Origin of the sequence: Pseudoduganella sp. SL102 (genome assembly GCF_027856995.1) — a bacterium.
In the GTDB taxonomy this organism is placed as follows: domain Bacteria; phylum Pseudomonadota; class Gammaproteobacteria; order Burkholderiales; family Burkholderiaceae_D; genus Rugamonas; species Rugamonas albidiflava.
In genome coordinates, this window is record NZ_CP115554.1 from 484,811 (window position 1) to 497,050 (window position 12,240).

The 12,240-nt window shown below is 65.3% G+C and carries 14 protein-coding genes and 1 pseudogene; 8 read left to right on the forward strand and 7 right to left on the reverse strand.

The features are described 5' to 3' along the window. Positions 1-125 precede the first annotated feature (125 nt). From OU994_RS02110 to OU994_RS31695, 5 genes and pseudogenes are all read left to right on the forward strand, one after another. Positions 126-1,202, forward strand: a complete 1,077-nt coding sequence (locus OU994_RS02110; RefSeq protein ID WP_281609436.1) for a type IV toxin-antitoxin system AbiEi family antitoxin — start codon at positions 126-128, stop codon at positions 1,200-1,202. Then, the gene (locus OU994_RS02115) at positions 1,177-2,040 is read left to right on the forward strand and encodes a nucleotidyl transferase AbiEii/AbiGii toxin family protein (protein WP_281609437.1); all 864 of its coding nucleotides are present in this window, start codon (positions 1,177-1,179) and stop codon (positions 2,038-2,040) included. The genes OU994_RS02110 and OU994_RS02115 overlap by 26 nt, the downstream gene beginning before the upstream one ends. 192 nt (positions 2,041-2,232) lie before the next feature. Further along, positions 2,233-3,189 (forward strand): LysR family transcriptional regulator, encoded by a 957-nt coding sequence (locus tag OU994_RS02120; protein WP_131148375.1) that lies wholly within the window; start codon positions 2,233-2,235, stop codon positions 3,187-3,189. Then, complete coding sequence (locus tag OU994_RS02125) at positions 3,186-3,992, forward strand: PPK2 family polyphosphate kinase (RefSeq protein WP_281609438.1); 807 nt, start codon at positions 3,186-3,188, stop codon at positions 3,990-3,992. The genes OU994_RS02120 and OU994_RS02125 overlap by 4 nt, the downstream gene beginning before the upstream one ends. A gap of 27 nt (positions 3,993-4,019) precedes the next feature. Beyond that, positions 4,020-4,118 (forward strand): annotated as a pseudogene (locus OU994_RS31695) (aldehyde dehydrogenase family protein); the annotation flags it as partial. Between the two features lie 92 nt (positions 4,119-4,210). Here the strand turns inward: OU994_RS31695 and OU994_RS02130 are convergent. The 3 genes from OU994_RS02130 to OU994_RS02140 all read right to left on the reverse strand — a co-directional run bounded on the left by OU994_RS02130 (position 4,211) and on the right by OU994_RS02140 (position 6,324). After that, positions 4,211-4,564 carry a DUF4148 domain-containing protein gene (locus OU994_RS02130; RefSeq protein WP_281609439.1) on the reverse strand — a complete coding sequence of 118 codons (354 nt, stop codon included), beginning with the start codon at positions 4,562-4,564 and terminating at the stop codon, positions 4,211-4,213. Between the two features lie 73 nt (positions 4,565-4,637). Beyond that, a complete protein-coding gene (locus OU994_RS02135; protein WP_281609440.1) occupies positions 4,638-5,006 on the reverse strand; it encodes a DUF4148 domain-containing protein in 369 nt (122 codons plus the stop codon). A gap of 220 nt (positions 5,007-5,226) precedes the next feature. After that, positions 5,227-6,324, reverse strand: coding sequence for a PHB depolymerase family esterase (locus OU994_RS02140; protein WP_281609441.1), 1,098 nt, complete (start codon positions 6,322-6,324; stop codon positions 5,227-5,229). Positions 6,325-6,441: 117 nt separating this feature from the next. Between OU994_RS02140 and OU994_RS02145 the strand changes: the two genes are divergently transcribed. Next, entirely contained in the window at positions 6,442-7,065 is a 624-nt protein-coding gene (locus OU994_RS02145; protein ID WP_281609442.1) for a glutathione peroxidase, read from the forward strand. On the opposite strand, the gene OU994_RS02150 is transcribed toward OU994_RS02145, so the two are convergent. Continuing rightward, a complete protein-coding gene (locus OU994_RS02150; RefSeq protein WP_281609443.1) occupies positions 7,066-7,458 on the reverse strand; it encodes a rhodanese-like domain-containing protein in 393 nt (130 codons plus the stop codon). It abuts the gene before it with no gap. 102 nt (positions 7,459-7,560) lie between these two features. On the opposite strand from OU994_RS02150, the gene ftrA reads away from it, so the two are divergent. Together ftrA and OU994_RS02160 are read left to right on the forward strand one after the other, a co-directional pair. After that, positions 7,561-8,541, forward strand: a complete 981-nt coding sequence (ftrA, locus tag OU994_RS02155) for a transcriptional regulator FtrA (protein WP_281609444.1) — start codon at positions 7,561-7,563, stop codon at positions 8,539-8,541. Between the two features lie 62 nt (positions 8,542-8,603). Next, positions 8,604-8,963, forward strand: a complete 360-nt coding sequence (locus OU994_RS02160; RefSeq protein ID WP_281609445.1) for a DUF1428 domain-containing protein — start codon at positions 8,604-8,606, stop codon at positions 8,961-8,963. A 45-nt stretch (positions 8,964-9,008) separates the two neighbouring features. On the opposite strand, the gene pabB is transcribed toward OU994_RS02160, so the two are convergent. The 3 genes from pabB to OU994_RS02175 are packed head-to-tail and all read right to left on the reverse strand — an operon-like array spanning position 9,009 to position 12,236. Continuing rightward, the gene (gene pabB / locus OU994_RS02165) at positions 9,009-10,853 is read right to left on the reverse strand and encodes an aminodeoxychorismate synthase component I (RefSeq protein WP_281609446.1); all 1,845 of its coding nucleotides are present in this window, start codon (positions 10,851-10,853) and stop codon (positions 9,009-9,011) included. Between the two features lie 16 nt (positions 10,854-10,869). Next, positions 10,870-11,466: a nucleoid occlusion factor SlmA gene (gene slmA, locus OU994_RS02170; RefSeq protein ID WP_131148364.1), complete on the reverse strand. Its 597-nt coding sequence runs from the start codon at positions 11,464-11,466 to the stop codon at positions 10,870-10,872. After that, a complete protein-coding gene (locus OU994_RS02175) occupies positions 11,466-12,236 on the reverse strand; it encodes a pyrimidine 5'-nucleotidase (RefSeq protein ID WP_131148363.1) in 771 nt (256 codons plus the stop codon). The genes slmA and OU994_RS02175 overlap by 1 nt, the downstream gene beginning before the upstream one ends. Positions 12,237-12,240: the final 4 nt, after the last annotated feature.

Below are 12,240 nucleotides of genomic sequence, written 5' to 3' on the forward strand. Positions count from 1 at the left end.
GCAGAGCCAGAAAATTCAATTTTTTATAAATTTCACGTTCCGTGAAAATTGGAATAAATTGAAAAACCTCGGTTGGACGTGTAGCATGGCGTCATCCATAGGGCATGACAATACGAGGGTCTTTAATGAATGAGCCACGTTACCGCGACGGTGCCGGTCAGGCCGAGGAGGAACTTGTCATGGCTGCCTTGGCGGCACTGCAAGAGAAAACCGCCATCAAAGGCCACCTGGTAGAACCCGAGCCCGTCAAACCCGGCAGCTATGTACCGGACGCGTGTATCGATCTGGCACATGAGAATGGCAAAAACCGTTACCTGGTCGAGTGCAAATCCCTGGTAGACCGCAGGGGGCAACTCGATCTGGTCCGGCGGCAGCTCGAGTCTGTCGGCGCTCAAGGATTACTGGTCGCACCCCATGTGTCCAGAACCCTTGCCGAGCACTGCAAGGCAATCGGGTTGCAGTTCATCGATACCTGCGGCAATGCTTACCTGCGTGCGCCGGGACTGTTCATCCTTATTAGCGGCGAAAAGGACGACAACAGGCGACCCGCCTTCGATGCCCCCAGAGGCCTCACGAATCCGGCAGGACTGCGCGTTGTCTTTGCCTTGCTGTCCAGGCCGGAACTCGTCAATGCGCCGTTCAAGGACATCGCGGTCCATGCAGGGGTCTCGCTCGGTACGGCCTATAACGCGCTGGAAGATCTGGAGCGGCGTGGTTATCTCATCAACAAAGGGAAAGCCGGGCGAAGAAAGCTGCTGGAGCGACGCCGCCTGGTGGACGAGTGGATGATCAATTTTCCCACCACGCTGCGAACCAAGCTGAATGGCAGGCGTTTCAGTGCCCCGGATCCCAACTGGTGGCAAACGTTCCATTCAGATGCCGGGTTTGCCTGGGGCGCGGAAGTCGCGGCCGCAAAAATGACCGGCTACCTCAAGCCTGTGACGCAAACGCTGTATGTCGAAGCCACCGACAGAGAGCTGTTGATCAAGACACTGGCCAAGCAATACCGGATCAAGCCTGACCTGAATGGTGAAATCGAGGTGCTGGAAAAGTTCTGGCATTGGCAGCCCGAATCGGCCGACAACGTCGCACCTCCGCTGCTGGTCTATTCTGAACTCCTGGCCATGCTGGACCCGCGCACACAGGAGACGGCAGAAATCATCAAGGAGCGGTTCATTGAAACCACGTTCGATAAGACCTGAACATCCAGTCGACCCGGTGACGGTCGATATCCTTCGTGCTGTAGCGGAAGAAGCACAAGCGGACAACATCGATTACATGCTGGTGGGCGCGACGGCGAGGGACATCTTGCTGACCCATGTACTCGGCCTTGCCCCAACCCGCGCGACGCGCGACGTGGATTTCGCCGTGGCAGTGAAAGATTGGGGCCAGTTCGCTGCACTGAGAACGAGGCTTGTGGCACGGGGAAGTTTCGAGGAAGCCGGAATCCTGCAGCAGCGCCTCTATTACAAGGGCGAGAAAGGTGATCTGGAATACCAGCTCGACCTTGTGCCCTTTGGCGGCGTATCCCAGGGGACGAGTGAGATTGCGTGGCCTCCGGACATGAAAATCATCATGAACGTAGCTGGCTATGACGATGTTCTGGCCGCAGCGGAGTTGGTGACACTCGCCCCTGGTTTTGACGGCAAGGTCGTTTCGTTGGCGGGTCTAGCCATTCTCAAACTGGTTGCATGGTCGGATCGCGGAAGGGAAAACCCGCGCGATGCCTATGATCTTGTTCACTTGATTGACAACTACACTGCAGCTGGCAACCAGGATCGGGTGTACGGCGAAGACGGCGTCATCGAAGAGGGGGAGTACGACCCGGAGCTGGCCGGCGTATTTCTACTGGGGCTGGATATACGGAAGGTAGCAAGCACGCAAACGCTCGCAGTGCTGCAGAAAATCATCGGGCACGACTTCGATCGGCTGGCAATCGACATGACCCGGTCGGTACGTCATCTGAAGGACGCGGAGCAACGGGTCCAATCGCGTCTGCGTCTCCTGCAACGCGCGCTGGCCTCAATCGAAGTTGCATGAAGTTTCAAACGGGCGGTGCCACGGATATCACGATTGACGGAGGCTGGTGGCAGCTCTATCATGGCTGACGCCCTTCTCCGCCGGTGCAACAACGCCGCAGGATCAACCCAGAAGCAGAGGGCTGTGATCGGAATTGCCCCGGTAATGGCATCCCGATCCAGGTGATGCCTTTGGTTCGCAGTGTCAGTCCCCATGCACGACATCCTTTCCGACCGATTCGTCCGCTCCCACCTGAAGATGCGCCAGCTCGTGCTGCTGGTGGAACTTGGCCGCCATGGCTCGATCCTCCATGCGGCGCAGGCGGCCAACCTCACGCAGCCGGCCGCCTCGAAGCTGCTGGCCGAACTGGAACACGCGCTGAACGTGCAGCTGTTCGAGCGGCTGCCGCGCGGCGTGCTGCCCACCTGGTATGGCGAAGTGCTGATCCGCCGTGCCGGCGCCGCGCTGGCGGAGATGGATGCGGCGCACCAGGAAGTGATGGAACTGTTGTCCGGCCTGTCCGGCAAGGTCAATATCGGCGCCGTGCTGACGCCTTCCGCCGGCCTGCTGCCCGATGCGATCAAGCTGCTCAAGACGCGCCATGCGCGGGTGCGCGTCTCCGTCACGGTCGATACCAGCAAGCTGCTGACCGACAAGCTGCGCGCCGGGGAACTGGATATCGTGATCGGCCGCGTGCAGGATTCGCACGCCGCCGGCGAACTGCATTTCGAACCGGTCACGGACGAACCCCACAGCCTGATTGCCGGCGCCGGCCACCCGCTCGCCACGCGCACCGGGCTGACCCTTGCCGACCTGGCCGGCGAACCGTGGATCGTGCCGCCGGCCGGCTCGGTGCTGCGCGACCGGCTGACGGCGCTGTTCCTGTCGCATGGCCTGGAACCGCCGTCGGACACCGTGGAAGCCATGGCGCTGCCCGTCATCGTCAACCTGCTGGCCGGCAGCCGCATGGTGTCGGCACTGCCCGCCGAACTGGTGCGGCCTTACCTGGACATGGGGCTGATCACCGTTCTCCCGTATGACCTGGGGCTGACGATGGACCTGTATGGTATCGTCACCCGCAAACAGCATCGCCTGTCGCCCGGGGCGGAAGCGATGCTTGCCACGCTGCGCGAAGTGGCCGCGCAGCGCTATCCCAGGGAGAATGGATGAAGGCCTGCAAACTGTTCCGTGCCGGCGACCGGCCCGTGCTGGTGGACGAGGATGCGGCGCTGACGCCGCTGTGCAGCGGCGACGAACGCGAGGACCGGCAGTTCGGCAAGGGCTTGCACAAGGAAATCGCGGCCTTGCAGGAAATGCTGTACGCCGAGCACCAGCGCAAGGTGCTGCTGGTGCTGCAGGGCGTCGATTGCGCCGGCAAGGACGGCACCGTGCACCAGCTGTTCCGCAAGATCAATCCGATGGGCCTGCGGCCGGTACGGTTCGACGTGCCCACGGTGGCCGAGACCGCGCGCGACTTCCTGTGGCGCGTGCACCTGCAGGTGCCGCGCAAGGGCGAGATCGCCGTGTTCAACCGCAGCCATTACGAGGACGTGCTGCACCCGATCGTGTATGACCGGATCGACGGCCCCGAGGCGGGCCGCCGCTACGCGCAGATCCGCGACTTCGAACGCACGCTGGCCGAATCGGGCACCACCATCGTCAAGGTATTCCTGCACATCTCGAAAGACGAACAGCGGCGGCGCCTGCAGGACCGCATCGACGATCCGGAGAAGCACTGGAAGTTCGATCCCGAAGACTTGACGCACCGCGAGAAATGGTCCGAATACCACGCGGCGTATGAAAAGGCGATCGCCGAAACCGACGCGGCCCATGCGCCGTGGTACATCGTGCCGGCCGATTCGAAGCCGCACCGCGATATCGCGGTGGCGGCCCTGCTGGCCGAGACGATGCGCGGCATGAGCCTGGCGTTTCCGGCCGGCGATCCGAAGCTGGCCAAGCTGCGGGTGAAATAGTTCAAGTTCGCCAGCGCTCGGCGTGTCGCCGCCATCACGCCGTGAAATTTCCCGATCGCGATGATTACCCGCAAGGCCGGCCCCGCGCTGGCGGCCAGTTGCCCGATGGTGCTGAAACTTGCGGATAACGCCGGAGGCCGTCAAGCTTCTTGATGGACAATTCGTTCCAGCGCATCGGTAAGGCAAGCCCGGCCCTGGCCTAGCCCAGCGGCACCTGCTCAATTCTCGTAGACCGGATCAGGGTTGCTCAGGCGATGGGCAGCCAGTTCCGCTTGCACTTCGGCGCGGGTCTTGCCTTGACCCGGTGCGGTCTCCGCGATGAATGGATACTGCTCGCCTGCCACCAGTTCGCCGCGCTCCTGGGCGATGCGCAATTCGGCACGGACCTGGTCGCGCGTCTTGCTTGAAACGGTCTCGAAGTGGGTGCCCGAATACAGTTCACCCGAAGCAAACGAGTTGCCCGTGCTGGCGGCGCTGACGTGGATGCGGGGCACTTCACCGGGTTGCTGGGCCGAGACCTGCGCGGAAGCGAAGAGGGCGGCGGCGGAGAGGGCGATGGCGAGGGCTTTCATGGCAGTATCCTTGAATAAGATCGGTGGTTTATAAGCGATTAAATAGCGTGCTACTTATTGGTGACGACTGGGATCACAGGCGGCCTTCCAGCGCCATCTCGGGGTTCGCCCGGCGATCGGCAGCCAGCTCTGCCGCGACTTCGGCGCGGGTCTTGCCGATGCCGGCCACATCGGTGGCAACGAACGGATACTGCTCACCTGCCAGGATCTCGCCGCGTTGCTGGGCGACGTGCAGTTCGGCGCGCACTTCTTCCCGCGTCTTCGTCGAGACGGCGTCGGCGAATGAGCCAGCGTACGAATCGTCAACAGCCGGACGATTGCCGGATGCCACCGCGGCTGCGTAGTCGGCGATGACTTGGGCCCGGGTCAGCTGGGTGGTAGCCGATGCATTCACCGAAGCGAACAGGGCGGCGACGGAGAGGGCGATAGCGATGGTTTTCATGGTAGGGCTCCTTGGCAGGTGAGTTCAATGTAAGTAAGTAGCTGGCTATTAAGTAGCTTGCTATTGATTCTGTGGTTTGCTGCTGATTCCGTGTTGCGATGAAAGGATAATAAATCGTGTACTATGCAATAGCAAGCGATTTTTATACAAAAGTTATTTGCCGAGGCGGCCTGGTTGAAATGCGGATGAACGCTTGGCCGATGCGGGTGCCCGCAAGTGGTCAATTGTGCCCACCGGCATGCCGTTCCGCCGTCATCAGCCGCTCGGTCATCCGCTTGACCGCCCGCATCTGCCGTCCGGATTTCACGGCGAAATCCGGGTCGTCGTAGTTGAACCAGTCCCAGCACGCGTTCGGGTTCCTGAACCGGAGCGGCGCGGCCTGCGGGTACAGCATCACGATGCGGTTCGCGTCGGCCCACGGGTTATAGCCGGCATGCCGGACCCACGCTTCCTTGACGAGTGCCGACGTCTGCTTGCAGCCGTGGAAGGCCACGTGCAGCCTGCAACCGGCGCCATCGCGCTCGCAGCCGGGCGGCACGTACAGCCAGCCGGTGGCCGCCATGCCATGGGCGGCCGGGTCGGCCAGGAATTCAGCCTGGTCGAACTCGACCAGGCGGCCGGCGGCGCCATGGCCCGCCTTCGGTATCAGCGTGCCATAGATCCATTGCAGCAGCTCGCCGGCACCGTCGACATCGCAATCGCTGATGTAGGGGGCGCCCAGCTGGTCGCAGCGGTTGCCGAAGCTTTCGGTCGGCATCGCATGCTGGGCCCGCACATCCTTGCGGTAGCGGATGTTTTCCGGCGGGAGGTAATGCCGGTAGTACGCTTGCAGGTCGTTCATGACGGCCATCGGCACGACGCTGTCGGCCAGGCCGGAAAACAGCCACACCCGGTGCCTGGCCAGGTTTGACGTGGGATCGATCCGGCCGCGTGCGGCGTAGCTGCCGGTCAGCCGGATCAGTTCCGGCACATTGGTGCCGCCCGGCGCGACGCCGCACCAGGGCGTGCCGCTGGTGCAGCTGCAGCGCATGGTTGCCATGCCCAGGTTGCCGCGCGAGCACGAGTAAGGGCCCGCGGCGATGATGCCGGCGCCCGTCACGCTGGCCGAATAGGCGACGGCGAACTGCACCGCCATGTAGCCGCCGGACGACAGGCCGGACACGGACAGCTGGCCGGTCTTCATGGCGGGCAGCGGCACGGCGGGCGCCGCGGCCTGGGCGAGCGAAGCCGCTAGCAGCGACAACACCAGCGACGACAGCAGCGTCGCCGCCAGGGAGGCAAGCGCGCAGAGATGACGGAAGGATGAAACACGCTTCATTGAACCGCTCCTGACCGGCACGCGTGCCGCACTCATGGTCCCTGATGTTCTGGAAGCCGGCACGGCGCAGTCCAGCCGGCATACAATGGCTTTTTACCACCACTCGTCGGATTCGACATGAATACTCTGTTCAGGTTCGCGGCCACGTCCGCGTTTGGCTTGCTGGCCGCCTCCGCGTTCGCGCAGCAACCCGCCGCCCCCAGTGCGGGCACGCCGGCCGCCGGTCCGGCAACCGCTCCGGCGGCGGCCCGCCCCGCCAGTTGCCCGGCCATCCTGCACCGCTCGTTCAAGCGCTTGCAGGACGAAGCATCGCAGGACCTGTGCCAGTATGCCGGCAAGGTGGTGCTCGTCGTGAACACCGCCAGCTACTGCGGCTACACGAAGCAGTATGAAGGCCTCGAGGCGCTGCATGCGAAATATGCCGGCAAGGGCCTGGTGGTGCTGGGCTTCCCGTCGAACGACTTCGGCAAGCAGGAACCGGGCACGGCCAAGGAAATCGCCGACCTGTGCTTCAACACCTACGGCGTCAAGTTCCCGATGTTCGCCAAGACCGTGGTGTCCGGCAATGCGGCGAACCCGCTGTACGCCGACCTGATCAAGGCCACCGGCAAGGCGCCCGGCTGGAACTTCCACAAGTACCTGATCGGGCGCGACGGCAAGGTGATCGAGAACTTCCCGAGCAAGGTGACGCCGCAGGACAAGGCCCTGGTGGGCGCGATCGAGAAGGCGCTGGCTTCCTGATCAATCGCGGACGAGCTCGAACCCCTCGTCCAGCCACCCCGTCACTCCGCCCGGCATGACCTTCACGGGCCGCCCCAGTCTCGCCAGCCGGATGGCGGCACGGGCGGCGCCGTTGCAGTGCGGGCCGGCGCAATACGTCACGAACAGCGTATCGGACGGGTACTCCGCCAGCTTCGAACCGATGATCTTGCGGTGCGCGAGATCGACGGCGCCCGGCAGATGACCCTTGGCGTATTTTTCGGTACCGCGCACGTCCAGCACCACGAAATCCTGCTGCGGCGTGCCCAGCACGCTGTGCACGTCCCAGCAATCCGTTTCAAAGCTCAGCGAACCTTCGAAATGGGCCAGTGCCGCGTCGGCGGGGGCGGCGGGAACTTCGGTCACGATCGACATGTTTTTCTCCTTGCTGGTTGGGTTGACATCGAGGCTTCATTGTCGGGCTGCCGGCCCATGCGGCGCAGTGGCGCGGATGCCAATCTGCGTTAAGATCGCGCCATGACATTGCCCGCCACCCAACCCCACCTGGTCGTCGCGCTGGCCTACGATGGCCTGTGCACGTTCGAATTCGGCTGCACGGTCGAACTGTTCGCGCTCGAGCGCCCCGAGCTGGGCGTGGACTGGTACGACTTCCAGGTATGCGCGGTGGAGAGGGGGCCGATCCGCGCGGCCGGCGGCATCACCGTGCAGGCCCGCTACGCGCCCGGCCTGCTGAAGAAGGCCGACACCATCATCATTCCCGGCTGGCGCAACGCCGATGAAGCGCCACCGCCGGCGCTGGTGGCGGCCCTGCGCGCGGCCCACGCCCGCGGTGCGCGCCTGTGCTCGATCTGTTCCGGCGTGTTCGTGCTGGCCGCGGCCGGCGTGCTCGATGGCCAGCGCGCCACCACGCACTGGCGCTATGCCGAACGGCTGGCGCAGCGCCATCCGGCGATCGCGGTCGAAGCCGATGCGCTGTACATCGACAATGGGCAGGTGATCACGTCCGCCGGTTCCGCCGCCGGGCTGGACATGCTGCTGCACCTGGTGCGCCGCGACTACGGCGCCCGGGTCGGCAACATGGTGGCGCAGCGGCTCGTGGTGGCGCCGCATCGCGAGGGTGGGCAGGCGCAGTTCGTGCCCCGGCCGATGCCTGCCGACGAAGCGGGCCGCCTGGCAAAACTGATGGAGTGGCTGCGGCGGCATCCCGCGCAGGCGCACACGGTGGCGACGATGGCGGAACGGGCGGCGATGAGCGCGCGCACGCTGCAGCGCCAATTCCGGGATGCTACCGGAATGGGACCGGTCGAACGGCTGACGCGCGAACGGGTGGCCATCGCCAAGGAGCTGCTGGAATCGCCGCTGCCGCTCGCGCAGGTGGCCGAGCGGGCCGGCTTCGGCTCCGAGGAAACCCTGCGGCACCACTTCCGGCGGCTGGCCGCGACCTCGCCCGGCGCTTACCGAAAAGCATTCCTTGTTGCAGGCACATCCGTCGACTAAGCTGCATGGGCGCGGCCGCCGGCCGCGCTCCGCGAACCTGTACTTTCACAAAGGAGTCCACCATGCCCTATGTCGATGGTTTCGTCGTCCCCGTCCCGAAAGACAAGATCGAAGCGTATCGCGCGATGGCCGAAACGGCCGGCGCCGTGTGGCGCGAGCACGGCGCGCTGGAATTCCACGAGTGTATTGCCGACGACGTGAAGGCGGGAGAGGTCACGTCCTTCCCTCAGGCCGTGCAGCTGAAGGAGGATGAAACCGTGTTCTTCTCCTGGATCGTCTACAACTCGCGCGAGGAGCGCGATGTGATCAACGAGAAGGTGATGAAAGATCCGCGCCTGAAGGATTCGATGACGCCCGAATCGATGCCGTTCGACGGCAAGCGCATGTTCTGGGGCGGCTTCAACACTTTCGTCAGCCTGTAGTTCCGCCGGTCCCCGGTTTCGCCAGCTTCGCGTTACATCCGTTCTTCACACTGACGCTGCGCCGGTCACCACTTCCGCGCGCAGCGCACCCCGCAGCGCGTTGCAGACCACGATATCCTCGGCCTGCGCCAGGGCGCCGCGCGTGATCACCGCTTCGGTGGCGCCCCATGCTTCCAGCACCACGGCGCGCATCACGCCCGGCAGCAGGCCGCTGGTCAGCGGCGGTGTCAGCCAGCGGCCATCGATGCGCACGAACACGTTGCTGCGGCCCCCTTCGGTGAGTTCGTCCCGTTCGTTGAAGTGCAGCTGGTCGAACGCGCCCTGGGCTTCGGCCGCCTTCCATGCCGCGTCGTAGCCGGCGCGCAGCGTCGTCTTGTGGCGCAGGAACAGGTCGTCCGAGGCGGTCGGCGCATCGGCCAGCAGCACGCGCACCGGCTGCCGCACCGGCGCCAGCACCCCGCTCTGCACCGCGAAGCCACCAGCCGCGTTCAAGGCCAGCCGCAGGCGGCACTCCGCGCCGGGCGGCAACGCTTCGCAGCCGATCGCGATATAGGCCCTGGCAGCCGCCTCATCCCACCCGAAGCCGAAATAGCGGGCCGAGCGCGCCAGCCGCGCCAGGTGGCGTTCCACATGCCGCGCGCCGCCTTCGCGCGTGGCGTACATGGTTTCAAACAGCTCGAAATCGTTCGACAGGCCGGTGAGAAAGCGCGCCTTCAACTGGCACTCCGCGTATTCCTCCGCCGCCACGCTGTCGTACACGATGCCGGCGCCCACGCCCATCTCGCCGCGCCGCACGCCGTCCACTGGCGGCTGCAGGGTCAGCGTGCGGATCGGCACGTTCAGGCAGAAATCCCCCGGCGCGCCGGGCCGCGGCGGATCGAACCAGCCGATCGCGCCGGTGTACAGGCCGCGCGGCTCGGGTTCCAGTTCGGCGATGATCTCCATCGTGCGCCGCTTCGGCGCGCCGGTGATCGAACCGCAGGGATACAGGGCCGTGAACAGGTCCGCCAGCGTCGCATCCGGGCGCACCTGCGCATGCACGGTGGAGGTCATCTGCAGCACGTTGCTGTAGCGCCGCACCTCGAACAGCGCCGGCACCTTGACGGTTCCGGTAACGGCCACCCGGCCGATGTCGTTGCGCAGCAGGTCGACGATCATCAGGTTTTCCGCGCGGTTCTTCGGGTCCGCGGCCAGGGCGGCGGCGCGCCGCGCGTTGTCGGCATCGATGTCGTCGGCCTGGCCCGGCAGTGCCGCCGGCGCGGTGCCCTTCATCGGCTGCGCGGTGAGCGTATCGCCCGCGCGCCGCACGAACAGTTCCGGCGACAGCGACAGCACCGCCGTGCCGTCGTCCGCCAGCACCAGGGCGCCATAGGGCACCGGCTGGCGCGCGCGCAGGCGCTGGTACAGTGCGCAGGGCGCGCCGAACGCATCGAAGCGCAGGCGGTACGTGTAGTTGACCTGGTAGGTGTCGCCGGCGGCGATGTAATCGCGGATGCGGGCGATCGCGGCCGTGAATGCCGCTTCGGTGACGTTGGCGTGGATGCCGGCCAGGCCGGCAACGCCGCCGCCAGCCCCGCTGTCGTCTACCCGCCCGGCCAGCCAGCGTGCCACCGCCTCGCCGTCCAGGTGCTCGCAGCGGCGGAACAGCAGTACCTGCGCCAGCGGCACGCCCGCTTCGCGCGGCGGGATGCCGGCGATATGGTGGCCAAGCTCGTAGCTGCACAGCGCTACCGCGTACAGTCCCTCGGCCAGTGCCGCTTCCATGTCGCGCAGCAGTGCCGGCCAGGCGTCGAACGTGGCGCAGCGCAGCGTGCGCGCATGGTCCGACAGCAGGCGCGAACGGCCATTCGCCGCGGCGTCATCGAGCAGGGCGAAGCATTCGGGGGGCATGGCTTTGCGCATCGGTTCAGCGCAGCAGCAGCGCGATCTGCGCGTTCGCGTCCTGCGCCGGGGAGAGTGCGAAGCCGCTCTTCGCATAGCGGTGCCAGCGGCCCACCACGAAGGCCACCATCAGGCTCGCGTGGGCGGCGATGTCGCGTTCCTGGTCGCCGCCAGGGCCGGGCGCCGCAGCGGCATCGGCCGCGGCCTGCCGCAAGGCGCCCTTCAATGCCAGTTCCACGCGGTCGTAGAAGCCGTTCATGCGCTGCTGCAGCCGCTCGTCCTCGCCGACCAGCGCGTCGCCGATCAGCACGCGCGTCATGCCCGGATTGTTGGCGGCGAAGTGCAGCAGCATGGCGAGGATGTCGCAGGCCTGCGCCAGGCCGTCGTGCTGGCGTTCGGTGATCTGGTTGATCAGGCCGAATACCGAAGTCTCGATGAAGTCGATCAGCCCTTCGAACATCTGCGCCTTGCTGGCGAAATGGCGGTACAGCGCCGCCTCGGACACCTCGAGCCGGCGCGCCAGCGCGGCCGTGGTGATCTTCTCCCCCTTCGGGTGCTCGAGCATCGCGGCAAGGGCCTGGAGGATTTGCAGCTTGCGCTGGCCGGACGGTTGGGTTGCCATTATTCGATCACGGTATTGCGGCGCAGGCGGGACAGCCGTGCCGGCAGGTGTTTGACGGATTTTACTTTGACGTCGACCCAGCCGGGGCGGGTGAGGCGCTTGGGCGGATGGGCCGTGCCGATCGGGTCGCCCACCTTCAGGTATTGCGTGACCCAGGCGGTGCGCATGCCCAGCGCGTGCGCGGTGCGCAGGTTGGCCAGCGTGTCCTCGACGAGGATGCAGCGGCGCGCGGCGACCTGCTGGCGGCGCATCACCTTGCGCAGCAACAGCTTCGACGGCTTGGGCCGCAACTGGCCGTGCACGCGCATCGATTCGATCGCGATGTGGTGCGAGAAGTGGCGCTGGATGCCGAGGTGGCGCAGCACCATCGTCGAATAGCGGTGCGGCGCGTTGGTCAGCAGCACCTTGCGGCCGGGCAGGCGCCTGAGCACCTGGCCGAGGCCCTTTTCATGGCGGATCATCGACAGCAGGTCGTCCATGCCGTGCGTTTCGGCGAGAAAATGGTCGGCGTCGACGCCATGGTGCTTCACCAGCCCAAGCAGGGTGGCGCCGTAGCGCTTCCAGTACAGCGTGCGCGCGGCGTTGACGGCATCGATGTGCGCCGGCGTGGTGCCGTCGCCCAGCACGCGGGCGATGTACGTGTTCATGTTCGCCATGATCGCCGGGAAGATGGCGTGCGACGCGTTGTGCAGCGTGTTGTCGAGGTCGAACAGCCAGACCGGGGCCAAAGGTTTAATATTCACGTCTCTCGGAACTGCAAAGGTAGCCATGCGA

Coding starts and splice junctions, on each gene's coding strand:
- OU994_RS02135 (WP_281609440.1), bottom strand. CDS start 5,006: ATGAAAACCATCGCTATCGCCCTCTCCGTCGCCGCCCTGTTCGCTTCG.
- OU994_RS02150 (WP_281609443.1), bottom strand. CDS start 7,458: ATGTCGATCGTGACCGAAGTTCCCGCCGCCCCCGCCGACGCGGCACTG.
- OU994_RS02120 (WP_131148375.1), top strand. CDS start 2,233: ATGCACGACATCCTTTCCGACCGATTCGTCCGCTCCCACCTGAAGATG.
- OU994_RS02130 (WP_281609439.1), bottom strand. CDS start 4,564: ATGAAAGCCCTCGCCATCGCCCTCTCCGCCGCCGCCCTCTTCGCTTCC.
- OU994_RS02110 (WP_281609436.1), top strand. CDS start 126: ATGAATGAGCCACGTTACCGCGACGGTGCCGGTCAGGCCGAGGAGGAA.
- OU994_RS02140 (WP_281609441.1), bottom strand. CDS start 6,324: ATGAAGCGTGTTTCATCCTTCCGTCATCTCTGCGCGCTTGCCTCCCTG.
- pabB (WP_281609446.1), bottom strand. CDS start 10,853: ATGCCCCCCGAATGCTTCGCCCTGCTCGATGACGCCGCGGCGAATGGC.
- slmA (WP_131148364.1), bottom strand. CDS start 11,466: ATGGCAACCCAACCGTCCGGCCAGCGCAAGCTGCAAATCCTCCAGGCC.
- OU994_RS02145 (WP_281609442.1), top strand. CDS start 6,442: ATGAATACTCTGTTCAGGTTCGCGGCCACGTCCGCGTTTGGCTTGCTG.
- ftrA (WP_281609444.1), top strand. CDS start 7,561: ATGACATTGCCCGCCACCCAACCCCACCTGGTCGTCGCGCTGGCCTAC.
- OU994_RS02160 (WP_281609445.1), top strand. CDS start 8,604: ATGCCCTATGTCGATGGTTTCGTCGTCCCCGTCCCGAAAGACAAGATC.
- OU994_RS02125 (WP_281609438.1), top strand. CDS start 3,186: ATGAAGGCCTGCAAACTGTTCCGTGCCGGCGACCGGCCCGTGCTGGTG.
- OU994_RS02175 (WP_131148363.1), bottom strand. CDS start 12,236: ATGGCTACCTTTGCAGTTCCGAGAGACGTGAATATTAAACCTTTGGCC.